Origin of the sequence: Neobacillus drentensis NBRC 102427, from assembly GCF_001591445.1 — a bacterium.
Taxonomy (GTDB): Bacteria; Bacillota; Bacilli; order Bacillales; family Cytobacillaceae; genus Neobacillus; species Neobacillus drentensis.
Genome location: NZ_BCUX01000025.1, coordinates 77388 through 95723, shown reverse-complemented (window position 1 = coordinate 95723; position 18336 = coordinate 77388). Strand labels below are relative to the sequence as shown.

At 38.5% G+C, this 18336-nt stretch carries 21 protein-coding genes and 1 other RNA gene; 5 read left to right on the top strand and 17 right to left on the bottom strand.

Annotated elements, in window-relative coordinates:
* Nucleotides 1-55: 55 nt before the first annotated feature.
* From BDR01S_RS14095 to BDR01S_RS14085, 3 genes are all read right to left on the bottom strand, one after another.
* Complete coding sequence (locus BDR01S_RS14095; protein ID WP_066258126.1) at nucleotides 56-1375, bottom strand: CBS domain-containing protein; 1320 nt, start codon at nucleotides 1373-1375, stop codon at nucleotides 56-58.
* 123 nt (nucleotides 1376-1498) lie between these two features.
* Nucleotides 1499-1738: a hypothetical protein gene (locus BDR01S_RS14090; RefSeq protein WP_066258128.1), complete on the bottom strand. Its 240-nt coding sequence runs from the start codon at nucleotides 1736-1738 to the stop codon at nucleotides 1499-1501.
* An 85-nt stretch (nucleotides 1739-1823) separates the two neighbouring features.
* Nucleotides 1824-2504 (bottom strand): metal-dependent hydrolase, encoded by a 681-nt coding sequence (locus tag BDR01S_RS14085; protein WP_066258132.1) that lies wholly within the window; start codon nucleotides 2502-2504, stop codon nucleotides 1824-1826.
* A gap of 190 nt (nucleotides 2505-2694) precedes the next feature.
* Here BDR01S_RS14085 and BDR01S_RS14080 point away from each other — a divergent pair, with 190 nt between their 5' ends.
* The gene (locus BDR01S_RS14080; protein WP_066258133.1) at nucleotides 2695-3792 is read left to right on the top strand and encodes a M24 family metallopeptidase; all 1098 of its coding nucleotides are present in this window, start codon (nucleotides 2695-2697) and stop codon (nucleotides 3790-3792) included.
* Between the two features lie 56 nt (nucleotides 3793-3848).
* A non-coding RNA gene (ssrS, locus tag BDR01S_RS14075) (6S RNA) lies at nucleotides 3849-4044 on the top strand.
* An 89-nt stretch (nucleotides 4045-4133) separates the two neighbouring features.
* Here ssrS and ald read toward each other — a convergent pair.
* The 3 genes from ald to BDR01S_RS25785 all read right to left on the bottom strand — a co-directional run bounded on the left by ald (nucleotide 4134) and on the right by BDR01S_RS25785 (nucleotide 6145).
* The gene (ald, locus tag BDR01S_RS14070) at nucleotides 4134-5252 is read right to left on the bottom strand and encodes an alanine dehydrogenase (RefSeq protein WP_066258134.1); all 1119 of its coding nucleotides are present in this window, start codon (nucleotides 5250-5252) and stop codon (nucleotides 4134-4136) included.
* Nucleotides 5253-5428: 176 nt separating this feature from the next.
* Nucleotides 5429-5755, bottom strand: coding sequence for a hypothetical protein (locus BDR01S_RS14065; RefSeq protein ID WP_066363207.1), 327 nt, complete (start codon nucleotides 5753-5755; stop codon nucleotides 5429-5431).
* Between the two features lie 231 nt (nucleotides 5756-5986).
* Nucleotides 5987-6145: a hypothetical protein gene (locus BDR01S_RS25785; protein WP_169801440.1), complete on the bottom strand. Its 159-nt coding sequence runs from the start codon at nucleotides 6143-6145 to the stop codon at nucleotides 5987-5989.
* A gap of 106 nt (nucleotides 6146-6251) precedes the next feature.
* Between BDR01S_RS25785 and BDR01S_RS14060 the strand changes: the two genes are divergently transcribed.
* Nucleotides 6252-6704: a universal stress protein gene (locus BDR01S_RS14060; protein ID WP_066258136.1), complete on the top strand. Its 453-nt coding sequence runs from the start codon at nucleotides 6252-6254 to the stop codon at nucleotides 6702-6704.
* A gap of 142 nt (nucleotides 6705-6846) precedes the next feature.
* Complete coding sequence (locus BDR01S_RS14055; protein ID WP_066258141.1) at nucleotides 6847-7158, top strand: hypothetical protein; 312 nt, start codon at nucleotides 6847-6849, stop codon at nucleotides 7156-7158.
* 38 nt (nucleotides 7159-7196) lie between these two features.
* Here BDR01S_RS14055 and BDR01S_RS14050 read toward each other — a convergent pair whose 3' ends face one another.
* The 9 genes from BDR01S_RS14050 to sppA all read right to left on the bottom strand — a co-directional run bounded on the left by BDR01S_RS14050 (nucleotide 7197) and on the right by sppA (nucleotide 14632).
* A complete protein-coding gene (locus BDR01S_RS14050) occupies nucleotides 7197-7709 on the bottom strand; it encodes a MogA/MoaB family molybdenum cofactor biosynthesis protein (protein ID WP_066258142.1) in 513 nt (170 codons plus the stop codon).
* Nucleotides 7709-8548, bottom strand: a complete 840-nt coding sequence (locus BDR01S_RS14045; protein WP_066258143.1) for an EcsC family protein — start codon at nucleotides 8546-8548, stop codon at nucleotides 7709-7711. The genes BDR01S_RS14050 and BDR01S_RS14045 overlap by 1 nt, the downstream gene beginning before the upstream one ends.
* Before the next feature lie 111 nt (nucleotides 8549-8659).
* Complete coding sequence (locus tag BDR01S_RS14040) at nucleotides 8660-9853, bottom strand: acetate kinase (RefSeq protein WP_066258144.1); 1194 nt, start codon at nucleotides 9851-9853, stop codon at nucleotides 8660-8662.
* 242 nt (nucleotides 9854-10095) lie between these two features.
* The gene (locus BDR01S_RS14035) at nucleotides 10096-11079 is read right to left on the bottom strand and encodes a class I SAM-dependent methyltransferase (protein WP_066258145.1); all 984 of its coding nucleotides are present in this window, start codon (nucleotides 11077-11079) and stop codon (nucleotides 10096-10098) included.
* A gap of 112 nt (nucleotides 11080-11191) precedes the next feature.
* Nucleotides 11192-11692, bottom strand: a complete 501-nt coding sequence (tpx, locus tag BDR01S_RS14030) for a thiol peroxidase (RefSeq protein WP_066258147.1) — start codon at nucleotides 11690-11692, stop codon at nucleotides 11192-11194.
* Nucleotides 11693-11870: 178 nt separating this feature from the next.
* Nucleotides 11871-12350: a GerW family sporulation protein gene (gene ytfJ, locus BDR01S_RS14025; protein ID WP_066258149.1), complete on the bottom strand. Its 480-nt coding sequence runs from the start codon at nucleotides 12348-12350 to the stop codon at nucleotides 11871-11873.
* A gap of 17 nt (nucleotides 12351-12367) precedes the next feature.
* The gene (locus tag BDR01S_RS14020; protein WP_335582593.1) at nucleotides 12368-13039 is read right to left on the bottom strand and encodes a DUF2953 domain-containing protein; all 672 of its coding nucleotides are present in this window, start codon (nucleotides 13037-13039) and stop codon (nucleotides 12368-12370) included.
* A gap of 103 nt (nucleotides 13040-13142) precedes the next feature.
* Nucleotides 13143-13610, bottom strand: a complete 468-nt coding sequence (locus BDR01S_RS14015) for an RDD family protein (protein WP_082797425.1) — start codon at nucleotides 13608-13610, stop codon at nucleotides 13143-13145.
* Nucleotides 13611-13621: 11 nt separating this feature from the next.
* A complete protein-coding gene (gene sppA / locus BDR01S_RS14010) occupies nucleotides 13622-14632 on the bottom strand; it encodes a signal peptide peptidase SppA (protein ID WP_066258154.1) in 1011 nt (336 codons plus the stop codon).
* 167 nt (nucleotides 14633-14799) lie between these two features.
* On the opposite strand from sppA, the gene BDR01S_RS14005 reads away from it, so the two are divergent.
* On the top strand, nucleotides 14800-15603 hold the full coding sequence (locus BDR01S_RS14005) for an NAD kinase (protein WP_082797424.1): 804 nt from the start codon (nucleotides 14800-14802) through the stop codon (nucleotides 15601-15603).
* Between the two features lie 65 nt (nucleotides 15604-15668).
* On the opposite strand, the gene rarD is transcribed toward BDR01S_RS14005, so the two are convergent.
* Nucleotides 15669-16601, bottom strand: coding sequence for an EamA family transporter RarD (gene rarD / locus BDR01S_RS14000; RefSeq protein ID WP_066258157.1), 933 nt, complete (start codon nucleotides 16599-16601; stop codon nucleotides 15669-15671).
* A 128-nt stretch (nucleotides 16602-16729) separates the two neighbouring features.
* On the bottom strand, nucleotides 16730-18316 hold the full coding sequence (gene mbcS / locus BDR01S_RS13995) for an acyl-CoA synthetase MbcS (protein ID WP_066258158.1): 1587 nt from the start codon (nucleotides 18314-18316) through the stop codon (nucleotides 16730-16732).
* Nucleotides 18317-18336: the final 20 nt, after the last annotated feature.

The window sequence follows — 18336 nt, the reverse complement described above, 5'->3', positions numbered from 1 at the left end:
TCTTTACTGAAAAATGAAGCGGCTTTTTTTATGGATATAAATTTGATAAAACTGTCTAGTTCCTATCCAGCAATTGACACATCATCATTGCTTTGCCAACTAGTATGCCCTCATTGAAAACTTCTACATCCACTTTTCCAAATTTCCGCCCCACTTCGAGTACTTTTGGATAAATTTCTAAAGTACTTTCCATTTGAACTGGTTTAATAAAGTAAATGGTCATATTTTCAACGACAAGGTCACCTTTTTTATATGATTTCAATATTCGGTTGGCAGCTTCAGAGACGATTGTTGTAAAGACACCGTAAGAAATGGTTCCAAGTTGATTGGTCATTTGCGGGGTTACTTCGCAGGAATAAACCTCTTCGCCTTTTGCTCTTCCTTGCATTAATGCCATTTGATTGGTCACGATATCATCAATCGTTTCCCCAACCTGCGGCTGCCGCTGGTTCATTTGCAATGCCTTTAAAACATCCTGCCTGCTAATAATACCCTCTAGACGGTTTGAGTCATCCGTGACTGGCAGAACCTCAATTCCTTCCCAGACCATGGTATGGGCAGTTGAAGCTACACTGGTCTTCCCATTAACCGACATCGGATGTTTGGTCATAATCTTATCGATAGATACTTCAAAATCCTGGCCTAAAATATCCTTGCTTGTCACCATCCCCTGAATCTTCATGTTTTGGTCAACAACAGGATAGCGGCTGTGTGATGTTTGTTGATTAAATTCATGCCATTTTGACACCTTATCTGTCGTTTTTAAATAAAAAGTATCAGCGAGAGGGGTTAGAATATCTTCAACTAGGATAATTTCTTTTTTTATTAATTGGTCATAAATCGCCCGGTTGATCATGGTGGCAACCGTAAACGTATCATAACTTGTTGAAATAACCGGTATTTCAAGATTATCTGCCAGCTTTTTGATATGATCTTCAGCATCAAATCCACCGGTAATCAGTACGGCAGCTCCTGCCTTTAAAGCCAGTTCATGTGCCTGCGTCCGGTTCCCGACAATTAATAGGTTACCAGCCTCCGTATAGCGCATCATCGCTTCTAATTTCATCGCACCGATGACAAATTTATTGAGAGTTTTATGTAAGCCTGTTCTTCCTCCCAAGACCTGACCATCAACAATATTTACAACTTCGGCAAATGTAAGCTTTTCAATATTCTCTTTCTTCTTCCGTTCAATTCTAATTGTTCCTACTCGTTCAATCGTACTTACATAGCCTTTATTTTCTGCTTCTTTAATCGCACGGTAGGCTGTACCTTCACTAACTGACATCGCCTTAGCAATTTGCCGGACAGATATCTTTTCCCCAATAGGGAGTCCATCAATATATTGTAAAATTTGTTCATGCTTAGTGGCCAAGACCTTCACCCTCTATAATCAAATTCCAATCATTCTGTTAAGAATAATTCGGAGTACGTATAAATTTTATTATAGAGTGTTAAAAGCCTTGATTCAATGCGGATTCTCACATTAGCAAAATTCTCAATGAAACGATCTGGATTTCTTTCCGGGTCGTCGCTCCGCTTGAAGTTTTTGTCCATGCCTTTTTGGACTATACAACAGACCTGTAAGATTCCCAGCGATGACGATTAATGCAAAAGAGAGCCAGGCTAATGAAAATATCCCTTGGGGCCCTTCTGCATGAATGGATAGTCTTGGTGCTCCATAATAAAGCAAGATGCCACAGAGTAAAAGGCAAAGTAAATATCTGTTCTTTTTCAATTTAATTTCCTCCCCTAAAAAAGACTGCTTGTTCTATATTTATGCATTGTGGAGGAAAAAAAGTATGCAAATTCATCAAAGACATTTAAATTTCAATTGCTTCCCCAGGATGGAGTACTTTACCGTTTTGATCTTCCAGCATCTCAATAAACTTAAACGGGTCTTGTTTAATGGGCGGGAAGGTATTGAAGTGAATTGGCACAACCATTTTAGCTTTTAACAGCTTGGCCGCATATGCTGCATCTTCAGGACCCATTGTAAAATTATCACCAATTGGAAGAAAAGCTACATCAATCGGATGGCGTTCACCAATCAGCTTCATATCTGAAAATAACCCCGTATCCCCGGCATGATAAACCGTCTTACCTTCATTCATAAATAAAATTCCTGCCGGCATACCGCAATAGATGAGTTCCTTATTTTCTGTTGTAAAGCTTGAACCATGAAAAGCTTGAGTTAATTTCACTTTGCCAAACTCAAATTGATGGGCACCTCCAATGTGCATCCCATGGGTAAGAACTCCTTGCCATCCTAAGTAAGTTGAAATTTCGTGGTTGGCAATTACAAGTGCATTATTTTTCTTTGCTAATTCCAGGGTATCCCCAACATGGTCATTGTGACCATGCGATAGAATAATTACATCTGGTCTAAGTTCTTCCACTTTCAAGTCTGTCAATTGATTACCATTGATGAATGGGTCAATTAAGATGGTTTTCCCATTCGTCTGAATTTGCACAACTGAATGTCCGTGATAAGAAATTTTCATCCAACTCTCTCCTCTCGATTTTCGGATATTAACTATTTCCATACAATAACTGGAATTCCTTCCATATCTATAGTTTATTCAACCTAAATTGAATTTAAGCAAACAGAATCGGGAATATCGTCAGTTAGTTTACATTTCAAGTTTTAATTGATAATCTCAAATAGGAATGAATTACATAGGGGGAATTAAAATGAATCAACGATTAACCAAGCTTCAAACATGGATGAGAGAAAACGATATTGAAGTTAGCTTCCTAACCTCATCAGAAAATGTATTTTACTTAAGTGGCTATTATACCAATCCACATGAACGATTGCTCGCACTAGCAGTCTTTCAAACAGACGAGCCCTTCCTTGTTTGCCCTTCGATGGAAGTTCATGATGCGAAACGCTCTGGTTGGGGCCATGAAATTATCGGCTATAGCGACATTGAAAACCCATGGGAAATGATTCTAAAATCCATCCGTAAAAGAATAACTAGCGTGTCAAAAGCAGCTATTGAAAAAGAGCATATGAATGTGGAACGCTATGAACAACTCTCAAAGCTATTCCCACAGGCATCATTTGTTTCTGCTGAGGAAAAATTACGCATGCTCCGGATGATAAAGGATGCGAAAGAATTAAAAATTATTGAAGAGGCTTGCGCCCTTGCTGATTACGCCGTTGAATTCGGTGCTAGTGAAATCAAGGAAGGCAAAACGGAGTTGGAAATACTTAATGCCTTAGAATACGCCCTTAAACAAAAGGGTGTAACGGAAATGTCATTTTCGACAATGGTCCTTACTGGGGCAAATGCAGCATCTCCCCATGGAAACCCGGGGGAAACGAAAATTCAAAAAGGCGATCTTGTTTTATTTGATTTGGGCGTTGTTATTGACAGGTATTGTTCAGATATCACACGAACTGTGGCATATGGGGACATTAATGACAAGCAAAAGGAAATATATGACACGGTATTAAAAGCGCAGCTCGCAGCCATTGAAGCCAGCAAGCCGGGAGTAACCGCTGCAGAAGTGGATTTAACGGCCCGCAGAATTATTGCTGAAGCTGGTTATGGAGACTATTTTCCACACAGGCTCGGCCACGGCCTTGGAATTAGTGTTCATGAGTACCCATCATTAACCGAGACCAATAATCTCATCATTGAAGAGGGTATGGTATACACGATTGAGCCGGGTATCTATGTACCAAATGTAGCTGGTGTACGGATTGAAGATGACATATATATTACGGCAGATGGGGCAAAAGTTCTCACTAAATTCCCAAAAGAGCTCCAAATCATAAAATAAGTCAATTTGGGGATTTTTTACATTGAACTTTGTTATAAATTGATGTAATATACAAATACAAGCTGCGTTGTTCGTAGTCATAATAAAGTTTTAACCTTTAAGCTGTAAAAGGGAGTTTAACCATTGGAGCTCAAATGACAAGCCTCTGTCTATAAGACTTGGAGGACATGCAGAAAAGTTTCTGAGAACACCCACTTTGAGGAGTGGTGGTTTAAAACTTTCTTATATTTATACGGCAAATGCGGCTACATAGTTGTTTTTTAAACCAGTTCCTTTTAGGAGCTGGTTTTATTTTTATTAAAAAAGAGGAACGTCTCCGTCCCTCTTCCACGAATTAATTATTATTTTTCCAATAATGTTTTTGTATCTAAATATTGTATCCCATGGGCTTCTGCAACTGCTTGATAGGTCACATAGCCGCCAAGTGTGTTGATTCCCTTTAACAATGCTTCATTGCTGAGACACGCTTGTTTGTAGCCTTTATTGGCAATTTGAACTGCATAGGGGACCGTTACATTTGTTAACGCCAGTGTTGAAGTTCTTGGGACGGCACCCGGCATATTGGCTACAGCGTAATGGACGACATCATGCTTCACATAGGTTGGATTATCATGCGTGGTAATCCGATCAGTGGTTTCAAAAATACCGCCTTGATCAATGGCAATGTCAACAACGACGCTTCCTGGTTTCATTGATTGAATCATGGCTTCCGTCACGAGCTTCGGTGCTTTTGCCCCTGGAATAAGAACAGCTCCAATCACCAAATCTGAATCTTTTACCGCTTCAGCAATATTGTAAGGGTTAGACATAAGCGTCGTCACATCAGATCCAAAAATATCATCTAATTGGCGGAGGCGGTCAGGATTTAAATCAATAATGGTAACTTTTGCACCTAAGCCAATTGCCATTTTTGCCGCATTCGTTCCAGCCACACCGCCGCCAATAATAGTAACCATTCCTCTTTGAACCCCTGGAACACCGGATAGAAGAATTCCCATACCACCATGAACCTTTTCAAGGAATTGCGCACCAATTTGAGGAGCCATTCTTCCAGCCACCTCACTCATTGGTGTTAATAATGGTAAACTTCGATTAGATAACTGAACCGTTTCATAGGCGATACCAATTACTTTATTATCAATTAATGCTTTCGTTAATTCAGGCTCCGGTGCAAGATGTAAGTATGTAAATAATATTAAGCCTTCTCGAAAGTATTTATATTCACTCGGAAGCGGCTCTTTAACCTTCATAACCATTTCCATGGACCAAGCTTCCTTCGCTGTATCTACTAATTTTGCACCTGCTGTTTCATAATCCTCATTTAAAAAGCCAGATCCAAGACCTGCTCCTTTTTCAATAAAAACTTCATGACCAAATTTTACTAGGTTGACAACTCCGGCCGGTGTCATGGCTACACGGTTTTCATTATTCTTAATTTCATTAGGTACTCCGATCCGCATGTGATTACCTCCAAATAAATTTATCCATAGTAAAATTAACCAGGGCGATTTTATTATAACCTTTTTCATAAGTAAGATGTATGATAGTTGATGATAACTATACATATATGAATTCCACTGATAAAATAGAGCAAAAGCTTTGCCGAATAGGGCAAAGCCTTTGTTTTAATTCTTCCTTAATAATAAGGATAATAAGGGTCATAAGGGTAGTAAGGGTCTCCGTATCCGTATCCGTAACCATATCCGTAACCCGGAGATAATAAGGCACCTGCTGCTAACCCACCCAAGAACGGCAAACCAAATCCAAATCCAAATCCCGGACGGCCGAAACCGCCAAATCCAAATCCTGGACGACCAAAACCTCCGAATCCAAATCCTGGACGGCCAAAACCTCCGAATCCAAATCCTGGACGGCCAAAACCTCCGAATCCTCCGTGGCCAAAACCTCCGAATCCTCCGTGGCCAAATCCTCCAAATCCTCCGTGGCCAAATCCTCCATGAATCCTTTCATCTGCAGGGTTCACCAAATTATAGTTCACATCAACATTAGTAGGCATTCCATACATTTCTGTACTCATAATTATCCTCCTCATTCTAATTAAATGACACACTAAAGGATATGCATATGTATAAGCAGATTCTTGGGTATTCGCCCGTAAACGTAAAAATCCCAAGACATTTGTCCAAAAAAATAACTGTCCTAAATTTAGGACAGTCCATCAATATCATCACATTTAACTCTCAGTACTAGAGAAATCCTCATTATCAGCAATTGCAGTGCCTTCACCAATAAAACCACTATTGTATGAATTCATAATTTGCTGGCTTACTTCAGCTGTACCCTGTTCATCAAACTCAAATAAAAACCGTTTATTTTGATCTCCTTTTACCATCCTGCCAATCTCCTTTCCATTGTAAGTTACCTCTTTATTGTTCGAAAAATTGCAACAGTTATTCCTTGTTAAATAATGTATAATTTAAGTAAGGAGATGATTAATCATGGGACTTAAATACCAGAATATTTTAGTCGCTATTGATGGTTCAACAGAAGCAGATAGGGCATTTAAAAAGGGGATTGAAATTGCCAAAAGAAATGATGCCAACCTTGTATTAGTTCATGTTATTGACACTCGATCGTTCGCATTAATAGAAGCCTACGATACGGTAATTGGTGATCGGGCTGAAAAGCTTGCAAAAGATATGCTTGAAAAATATCTAAAACAAGCTGAGGATGCAGGGATAACAAAAGTTCAATATGAAATTGATTACGGCTCTCCTAAAATTAGAATTCCTAGAGATTTAGCTAAAAAACACAATGCTGATTTAATTCTCTGCGGTGCTACCGGATTAAATGTAGTGGAAAGGTTCTTTATCGGCAGTGTTTCAGAACATATTACCCGTTATGCAGCTTGTGACGTTCTCATCGTAAGAACAGAAAAAGATTCAGAATAGATATAGGGTTTCCAAAAGCACTCAGCAACGTTGCTTCGTACTTTTGGAAACCTAATTGACTAAAAAATAGGTTTGTGAAGAATTGCCTATCCCTGTATAGTAGAATAATATAAAATAAAATATATTGATTGGAGGGAACCGCATGAAAGAAAATTTTACTTTTGATGATCGTCTAGGTATTCTAATTCCCGATTTAAAGGATTTGTCTGACTTCAGCCTAAAGGACCAGGAAGAGATTCTCTTAAATTGGGAACAAATTCGCGGCTCTATCCCTGACCGAATTAGAGATTTAGAAATTCAAATTAATCAGAAACAAGCACTTCTTTCTAATGAAAGTAATTTCCCTCGCTCATGTAAACTGAACAGTGAAATTGCTGAGTTAGCCTCGATTATTAATGATTTATGGTTATGGTACCGTGCAAACGAAGTTCTCTCAACAAAAGTCCATCACTAAAAAAACTCCCTTTATTCCGAAAAGGGAGTTTTCTTTATTTAAAGGTCTTTTTGTATTTCTCTCACTACATGACCAAGCTCTGGCAGTATTAATTTATTCATGGCCAGCTTCACGGCACCGGTTGAGCCTGGGGTGGAGAAAACTGCTTTATTATTAACTACACCAGCAATTGCCCTTGAAAGAATTGCAGCGCTGCCAATATCTTCTTGATAGCTCAACATCCTGAACAATTCTCCAAAGCCGACAATTTCTTTATCAAGCAGAAGTTGTACCGTTTCAATGGTTACGTCCCGCTTAGCAATCCCGGTTCCGCCATTTGTTAAAATAACATCAATCTCCTCATTCGCACAGCCTTTTAATATTTCATTTTGAATGGGCGCAGCCTCATCTTTTACAATGACGTAATCGATAATTTTATGACCTGCTTTTTCAAGCAGTTCCATCATCAGTTTTCCACTTTTGTCTGTCTCGTTATCTCTGGTATCACTGACAGTGATTACTTTGCAGTTTACCATCCTCGGGGCTACTTTTTTATGTTCTTGAATACTCATCAAGCAAACTCCTCTTTCTGTCTTAAGTAACGCAGTTGATAATATTTATGGGCGACATCGGTTACTTTTCTGGTCAACTGATAATTAGCTCCTGCACCAATTGCCATACTGACCAACGGAATCCCTTGTATCACCCTTTTTCGGAATAAGGCAATAACCAACGCTTTCATTAGCTGTTGCACCGGCTGTTCAATCCAAGTAATATCTGTAATTTGTTCATTTCCTTCATAAAAATAAAGATCATCTCGATTTTCTAATTCATCCATCAAGGAAGTCCATCCCTCTAGTTGAAGCCTAGGCGGCAATGTTGCCGTATGGAAAACTTTCAGAGAGGTCATCATTTCAACCGGGGTATTGACCTCAACCCCGTAAGTCATCGCAATTAATTGAACAACCCGTAAATTAATTACTGCGATTGCTGGTATATCTGTACTTAGAAGTAGTGGGCCACCTGTCCCGGCTAAACCACCTTGAGCAAAAGAATAGAATCGATGCCTTGCTATTTGCTGCTCAGCTATGTATTGTAATTGCTCAATTTTTAGTTGACTTAAGTCTTCTATTTTTTCAATGTCTTTTAGAAATATCCGCCCTGAAGAAAGAATTCTCTCTTTTGCATCGATTTGAAGCTGCGAGCCTTGTATCACACTATGTAAATGAAACAGCCAGCTATCAATAACTGAAAAAAATTGCTTTTGCACCCTTTCAGGCAATAATGAGAATGATTGTTGTAAATATTTTTCATAAGTTAATTGGAAATCATTGGGCTCAAATTCACGTAAATTTCTTTCCCAATCCTGTATTTCATTCAAGACCTTTGCTTCCCGGTCAGTTAATGTCATGATTGATTCCCCTCCACGGCAACGCTTTCTATTTCCAGTATATCACAAGGATATCTAAGGATAAAAAGCCAAAAGGCAAAAGCCATTAAATAAGCTTTTGCCTTTTGTTTATTAATGTATATCCGCCAATCGAACAACGTCGCGAGCAATCATTACTTCTTCATTGGTTGGGATGATGATTACTTTAACAGGTGAGTGTGGATAGTTGATAAATGCTTCTTCTCCTCTTACTCTGTTTAAAGATGGGTCCCAATAAACTCCCATAAATTCAAGGCCTCTTAAAATCTTTTCCCTAATTGTATCACTATTTTCACCAATACCAGCTGTAAAAATAATCGCATCTACACCATTCATTCGTGAAGCATAAGAACCAATGTATTTATGGATACGGTTGGCAAAAACATCGAGAGCAAGCTGCGCACGATCATTACCTTTTTTCGCTTCAATTTCAATATCCCTTAAATCGCTAGAGAAGCCTGACATAGCAAGCATACCGCTCTTTTTATTTAAAACATCAAGGACTTCTTCAGCAGTTTTATCTGTTTTTTCCATAATATAAGGAATAAGAGCAGGGTCAATATTCCCTGAGCGAGTTCCCATTGTTACCCCAGCAAGTGGTGTAAAGCCCATAGAGGTATCAATCGACATGCCGCCTTCAATTGCAGCAATACTTGCACCATTCCCTAAATGACACGAAATGAGGCGTAGTTGTTCAACTGGCCGACCTAATAACTCGGCAGCACGTTGTGAAACATATTTATGTGATGTTCCATGAAAACCGTACTTACGAATGCCATACTTTTCATAATACTCCATTGGCAAGCTGTATAGGTAAGAACTTTCCGGCATTGTTTGATGGAAGGCTGTATCAAACACAGCGATTGCAGGAACATTTGGCAGCACACTCATAAAAGCTTTAATTCCTGTTAGATTTGCTGGGTTATGCAATGGTGCAAGTTCTGATAATTCATCAATTTTCTTTAACACATTATCGGTGATAAGGGCAGAGTCATTAAAGGTTTCTCCACCATGAACTACACGATGGCCCATTCCGACAATCTCATCAAGTGATTTGATAATCCCTAAAGTGGTTAGTTTATCCAAAAGCATTTTAACCGCGACCTCATGATCAGGAATATCGATAATTTCTTGGACTTTTTCTCCATTTACTGTAATATTAAAAATCGAATCCTTTAAACCGATTCGTTCAATTATTCCTTTTGTAATAACTTCCTCGTTTGGCATTTCAAATAATTGAAATTTCAAAGAAGAACTTCCTGCATTAATTGCAATAATTTTTGCCATTTTTGTTACCGCTCCTTTTATATAACAACACTGGTTTGGTTTTATTTTGTTTAGTACACCATTATTTTGCGCAAACCACTCATGATTATTTCCTTCCTCATTTAATCACTGTGAATATTATATTTCAAGGTATAATTTGCATGTTAGCGTTTACATTACAAATGTTAATATATTCACATATTTCGGTACCTTTCTAACATTTATAACACTCAAAAAAAAGGATGACCAGGGTTCAAACCCGTTCATCCTTTGTTTTCTTGGAACCATTTTTCCATCTTAGATAGGATTTTGTCCATCTCTAATGCATTAGAAAGGCTTGGTAAATCGACAAGTAATGCTTGCTTTGGAGGCTGCACGCCTTCTCCCTTTTTCTGAAGGATCATGATACTTTTTGCTGTATCTTTATTATTAAACATGCTGATTGGTAATTGTAACAGTCCTTGTACAATGACGTGCTCTTTAAAGAATTCACTTAGCTTTGATGCTTGGTCACTTTCAAATAATCCATTAGGAATAATGAAAAATAAATAGCCTCCAGGTGCTGTATGCTTAACACTTTGCTCAATGAATAAATGATGGGAATAGGTATGTCCCTCATCTGCCTTCACTTGATAATCGGCTGCTCTCACATCATTCGGGTAGTATCCAACAGGCAAGTCTCCGATGACTGCATCAACGGGATCGATAAACAGCGGCTCAAGGCTGTCTTGATTGAAGAGTCGAATAGGGTGCTCTTGTAAATTTGCATTGACATAGGCAAGTTTAATTAACAGGTCATCAATTTCCACACCGATAGATGATACTTTTTTAGGTAGGTGATTTACTACTGTTGTTAATAAATTTCCTGTTCCTACCGCCGGGTCAAGCAGGCGAAAAGCGGACTGTTTCATAAATCTATCAACTAAATAACCGACAAGCATCCCAACTGAATCAGGTGTCATTTGATGATTAGGCTGCACACTTTCTTTCATCCCTTTTAAAATCACCAACTGATATGCCTTTCGAATTTCCTCGTTTGAGAAATTTTTCAAATGAATCTGTTCATATTGTTTACTTAACCTTTTTTCAGTTAGTTCACTGACCTCATCCTGAAGGATAGAGCCTTGAAATAAATTCTCTCCTGTTTCAGCAAGTGCCTCTAAATATGTACAATTTAATTCTTCCTGTAAAAGAAGTGCCGTTTCATTAAATAACGTAAACAGTTGTTCTACTGGAGAAACTTTCATCTTTTCCCCTCCTCCTTAATTTCCTTATCCATTTTAATCGAGTATCGACAATTTATACAAGTCTTACGCATATAAAAAAGCCTCACCAATGCGAGGCCTTCGTATTTTGAACTTATTTTGCTGCTTTTGCTGCTTCAATGGCTGCTTCGTAATTAGGGTGGTTTGTTGCTTCACTAACATACTCAACGTATGTCACTGTATCGCTTGAATCAACAACAAATACCGCACGAGCCAAAAGTCTTAATTCTTGGATAGCAACCCCATATGCTTCACCAAAAGAAAGGTCACGGTGATCGGATAATGTCTGAACATTTTCGATTCCGCTTGCAGCACACCAACGCTTTTGTGCAAATGGTAAGTCAACGCTGACAGTTAAAATTTTCACGTTGCCTAAGCTGTTTGCTTCTTCATTAAAACGGCGTGTTTCCGCATCACAAACACCAGTATCCAAAGATGGTACAGAGGTAATTAAACGTACTTGACCTTTGGTATTTTCTAACGTAACTGCAGATAAGTCATTTGCTAGCACAGAAAAGTTGGGAGCTTTGTCCCCTACCTTAACTTCATTGCCTAATAGTGTAATCGGATTCCCTTTAAATGTTACATTTGCCATGAAAACATCCTCCTTTGTCGTATCCAAGCTCAGACGATTGTTAATAACCGCTTCACTCTAAATATGTACAGTGTAAATTCTATCTTTTCAAAAAATAATTTGCAATCATTTAGCTCTTTGAACCGATATCACATGAAAAAAGTTAACCTTCCACAGGATTGGAAGATTAACCTTTCCGCTATAATTCAAGCTCTTCTTTTGGTTTATGCTCGTTTTTAGAACCTTGCAAGCTACTTTGCTGCTGTTGACCTTGATCTTTTTTTGAGAACATTTGTTGAATTTTATCAATTGCTTGTGGAGCAACTTCTAAGATTTTCTCGTACAAGTGAGTACTTTCATCTAAATGCAGCATTTTAACTCCGTGAGAGTTGACAATTAAAAAGGCAATAGGGGTTATTGAAACACCGCCACCGCTCCCGCCGCCAAATGGGTGGGATGAACTTTGACTTTGTCCTTCCCCTTTTCCTTGACCTTGAGACCCTTCGAGCTTAAATTCACTGCCGCCTGCTGCAAATCCAAAGCCTACTTTTGAGACAGTCAAGATTACACTGCCATCGGGGGTTTCAACAGGGTCCCCAATGATCGTATTCACATCAATCATTTCTTTTAAGCTTTCCATTGCAGTTGTCATCAAACCTTGAATTGGGTGGTCAGACATGGCTATTTCCTCCTTTTTCAAACGGATTTTGTTTTATCATTTGCAAAATTTGTTTTCTTTTTAAAGTGCGGGAGCCCGCCCTTCCAGAATTTAAACAGTTTTAATCCTGCTAGAATAGCATACCCGATCCGAAACTGAATAATACATGTTAGTTTTGTTTGAATTACAGCTGCTTGAAAGTGTGGGGTCACCGTTATTTTCGGCATTTCTTTAAGTTTTATATAATGACTAATAAGACCGATAATACTTCCTTTAAAAGCCCAGATCGCTCCCGTTATCGTTCCAGTGTGTGCTGCATCTCCTAATCCAATCATCGTATCCCATTCCAAACCTTTCATAGTCACCTTTCGAAAAAACATCCTGACGATCCGATGTAGTCCAATCACATGATTCAGTAATTTTTTAGCATTTGTAAAATAAGTATCAACATCCTCCGTTGTAATTTGTTTTGCCTCTTCTTTTGTTGATTGTTCTGAAGAATCGCCCATTTTGGTTTTACTTTTTACAACAAGGCTTGGAGAATTATCATCCACTTTTATTAATGGGACGTTAATTGTATATTTAATTAATCCAAACCAAATCTTTAATTTTATTTTTAAATCATCATTGTCATTATGATGATAATAATTTATTAGGATAGTTAATTTAGTAAAAAGAATGAGCATGAATAAGAGCAAGAGAATCGACAAAAACAGGAGCACCCAAAACAATTTCAATCACACCCTTTCAGCGGGTAGTATTTGCTTTTATATAAAAAAATAAACCTACCAACAAATGTTGATAGGTTTATCCTCACCGTTCTACATGAATGACAGTTGTGTCAGTGAAGAGATCATGCAATCCCTGTTTTTTAGGTAAGAAGGCGACAATGATATATCCGATGATAACGGTTACCGATATAAATCGACCAATCCATTCACGAAAGAGAATCGTTCCCCAAGTTAATTGGTCACTTTTTAAATCAACTACCTTCAATCCAAATACCATTTTCCCAAGTGTTTGATTAAAATACTTTGTCATCAGGACGAAATATAAATAAAAAATTACCGCCGCTGCGATTGATGCTGGCGCAAACATATTAGCTTCTGCTAAAGGAATATCCAAGAGTCGAAATACTGGTTCGATCAGCAGACGAACGATACTCCCCACAACCACTAGATCGAGCAGATATGCCCAAAAGCGCATCCAGAAGCCTGCATAGCGAACTGCATAGTTTTCATTTCTATCATTGTCTATTTCTTGGTACTCATTCATTTCCATTTAATCTCCCCCTATTCTGCATACAGGTACATGAGACGCGGAGAATTTGGCTTAGTAAGAATGTGCATTAATCCAGCCATTTCAACGTTTTCACCCATTAATTTCTTTGCCTGCATCGTAAATAAGGACCCCAAACCAAGAGAATCTGAATAGCGAACAACTTGTGCTCCTGTTAACTTCTCTTGTTTTTTCATAAGATTTATTACATCGTCCAGGTAACCGAAACCATCAATGAGATGCAAATCCTTCGCTTGTCGTCCATCGTAAACACGTCCGTCAGCAATTTTTTTCACCTGATTTACTGGCAAGTTACGCCCCTCAGAAATCACCTTAACAAATCCTTGATACGAGTTATTGATCATTGACTGTAATATTTGCCGTTCTTCTTCTGTCATTTTTCTTGTTGGGCTCATTATGTCCTTATGCTTGCCACTTTTTATCGTGACAAAGTCGACACCATACTTATCAGCAAGTCCTTCATAATTGATCCCTTCCATAATCACCCCAAGACTGCCTGTCATCGTCTCAGGACTGGCATAAATCCTTTTAGCAGCAGTTGAAATATAATATCCTCCTGACGCTGCCATTGAACCCATTGAAATATAAACTGGTTTTTTACTTTTCTTTTGAATTTCTGCTAGTTTATCATGGATTTCTGCACTTTCAACCACGCCGCCCCCTGGTGAATTGACTTTAATGATGATCCCTTTTACAGAATCGTCCTCTTTGATGTAGTTTAACTTTTTCATAAAATCCTGATGATTGTAGCCGGAACTTTGCAGAAAAGAACCGGTTTCCCCCGTGTCTTGAATGACCCCATTTACATCGAGAATCACAATTTTCTTTAATTCGTTCCCTTCCTTCACCACCTCTTCTGTAAAAGGTTGGTCAGCAGCTGCCATAAAGTCAGTAAAATTGGTTTCAATACCTTTAAAAGCAAAAGACGATAAAAAATTAATCACAACAGATACAAAAAATAACGCTGCCGCAATCCCTAGTGCCGCCCAACGTTTTCCATTCATATATTCGTAAGTCCCCCTTTTTCTTTTCACCTAAAATTACATCCCATTTTATATTGTTTCAATAAAATGCTAAACTAATTTCAGACTAACATTATTTTACCAAAAGATTTTTTAGGGATGGGTAAAAATGTTATAATTATATCAATACTTTACAGGGGGTACATAAATTGGAGATCAGACGCAATATATACTTATATCACAAACGGGATGCAGACATGCTTTTGAAAATGGCTCCTCTTTTTGAAATTGCTGACCGATATGGATTTACGATCGTGAAAGATTACCGTGACGCGAATATTATTGCCAGTGTTGGAGATGACGGCACATTTCTACAAGCTGTCAGGAAAACTGGCTTCCGTGATGATTGTCTATACATGGGAATCTCAACAATGGATACCCTGAGTATGTATTGTGATTTCCGAATAAACGATACTTCAAAAATGATTGATGCCATTATTACAAATGAGAATTTAAAAGTCCGCCGTTATCCGCTAATTGATGTATCCGTGGATGGGCAGGGTACTTTTACTTGCTTAAATGAATTCAGCATCCGCTCTGCAATCATAAAGACACTTGTGGTCGATGTTTTTATAAACCAGCTTCATTTAGAGACCTTCCGCGGAGATGGACTCATTGTTGCGACACCAACTGGAAGTACTGCTTATAATAAATCGGTAAAAGGATCGATTGTTGACCCGCTTCTTCCCTGCATGCAGGTTAGTGAGGTAGCATCCGTTAATACAAATCGTTACCGGACACTAGGATCCTCCTTTATCGTTGGAAGTGATCGAACACTTACACTTAAAGTAATTTCTGAAGGTAATGATCATCCAACCATGGGTATGGATAATGAAGCATTATCCATTCGTCACGTTGAGACGATCAGCATAAAAATAAGTGATAAAAAGTTAAAAACACTCAAACTAAAAGACAACTCCTTCTGGGAAAAAGTAAAACGGACTTTTTTATAAGAAAACAGAAGGATCTTCCCTACATAGTAAAACCTTATCCATCGAAGCGGATAAGGTTTTTTCCATTATATGCTTGTGCTTTTTTCTTTCCGAAAATTGAACAGCTGTGGTGATAATATCTTTGTTTTTGATAATGAATAAATGACTAACGCTGACCAAATAAACATGAACGATAGAAGTTGTATTTTTGAAAAATGTTCATCATAAACAAAAACCCCAAGCAGTAAGGTCAAGGTAGGTGCAATATATTGCAGGAACCCTAATAACGATAAGGGAATTTTTTTTGCTCCCTTTGCAAAATATAGAAGAGGTACTGCTGTTGCGGCTCCTGCACCGATTAATAACAGATCGGTTTGGACCCCATCAGATAAGAAGGAGTGGGAGTCAATTAAAAATAAGTAGCCGATATAAATAGCTGCAACAGGTGTAACCACAAGGGTTTCTAAAGTTAATCCAACTTCCGAATTCACATTTATCAATTTTTTCGCCAGGCCGTACAATCCAAAGGAAAGCGCCAAGGCGATTGCAATCCACGGAAACTGTCCATGTGAGATGGAGATTATTAACACGCCAATTGCTGCTAAGATGAATGAGATGTATTGATATACATTTAATTTTTCTTTTAGGACAATCATTCCTAATAATATACTTATTAAAGGATTAATATAGTAACCAAGACTTGCTTCAATCATATGACCACTATTAACCGCCCAGATATAAATGAACCAATTCACACTGATTAGTAAAGATGCAATCGTCAAGGCGTACATTTGTTTTTTATTTTTAGCAAATCCTTTAACCGTTTGGAGAAATAATCCCCATTTTCTTGTGAGGAGAAGTATGATAACCATAAAAATAAACGACCACAACACACGACTTGCTAAAATTTCCTTGGCATTAACATGGTCCAAAAGCTTCCAATAAATCGGCAATAATCCCCATAACAAATATGAAAAGCCGGCATAAATGGCTCCTTTTTGTGTTTCTGTCTTTTTCATATGTCTCCCGAGCCCCTATTCTTTCTAGTTTCGAAATAATCTTTATTATAACTCGAAACTTTAACTTTAGGGGATTTTTGTTTCAAAAAAAGCAAGCGGTATTCCGCCTGCTTCCTTTCAATATCAAACTAAACTTGTTTAGCGGCCTCTAGTTCTTTGTTTCGTAGTTCGATTCGACGGATTTTCCCTGAGGTTGTTTTTGGCAGATCAGATAAATATTCGATCTTTCTTGGGTACTTATATGGTGCTGTAAGGGTTTTCACATGCTCCTGTAATTGTTTTGTTAATTCTGGATTTGTTGAATCAACATCCTCTCTTAACACAACAAATGCTTTGACGATAAAGCCGCGGATTTCATCTGGACTTGCGACGACAGCGCATTCCTTAACGAATGGATGTTTAACAAGCGCATCCTCGACTTCAAAGGGTCCAATCGTATAACCGGAACTAATGATAATATCATCCCCGCGGCCTTCAAACCAGAAATAGCCCTCCTCATCCATTTTCGCCTTATCACCCGTTACATAATAGTCTCCGCGGAACTGCATCGCTGTTCTTTCCGGGTCTTTGTAATAATTTTTAAATAACGCAGGAGTTTCTACATGAACAGCAATATCGCCCACTTCACCGACCGCACAAACCTGACCAACTTCGTTAATAATTTCAACCCTATTACCCGGCGTTGGTTTGCCCATGGATCCAGACTTCAATTCCATCCCTTTTGTAACCCCAACCAGCAGGGTATTTTCAGTTTGTCCGTAACCGTCACGGACATCAATATTAAAATGCTTTCTAAAGGTATCAATCACTTCTCTATTTAAAGGTTCACCTGCTGAAACCGCACTATGAAGATGTGGCAATTGATAATCCGCTAAATTATCTACCTTCGCCATTAATCGATATTCAGTCGGTGTACAGCAAAGGACATTCACATTATATTTTTGAAGGAGACTCAAATATTTTTTTGGATCAAATTTACCATTATAGACTAAGCCAGCTCCCCCTGAGCCTAGCACAGATAAAAACGGACTCCAAATCCATTTTTGCCAGCCTGGACCTGCAGTTGCCCAGACCGTATCACCGTCTTCAATACAAAGCCACTTCGCAGCAGCTGTTTTTAAATGAGCGTATGCCCAGCCATGCGTATGAACAACCCCTTTCGGATTCCCCGTCGTGCCAGAGGTATAAGATAAAAAGGCCATATCGTCTCTAAGTGTATCTGCCAGAACTAATTTTTCAGATGCAGTTGCCATCTCCTCGTTTAAATGAATCCAGCCTTCTTCAGAGCCTCCAATTGTAAATTTAAGCAGGGGTTGAGCTGTTGCGATATGTTCAAATTGATCAACGTATGGATAATAACTAATGATTCCTTTTACATCACCGTGTGTAATCCGGTACCGCAGATCTTTTTCCTTTAACATTTCAGAGCTTGGAATGACAACCATTCCTGCTTTTAATGCGGCTAAATAAACAACGTATGCTTCAATTAGACGCGGCATGATAACAAGAACTACATCTCCCTTGGTTAAACCTTTCTTGGCAAAAACGTTCCCTGCTTGGTTGACCTTTTTCATTAATTGCTCATATGTAACCTGTTTAGTGTCTCCTGCCTCATTTTCCCACTTCAAGGCAACTCTGTTCGGATCTTTTGCAAAACGCTCCATCTCAGATACAAGATTATACTTTTCTGGTGCAATTAAATCTTCCCGCTTCATACTTCTCCCCCTTACCATTT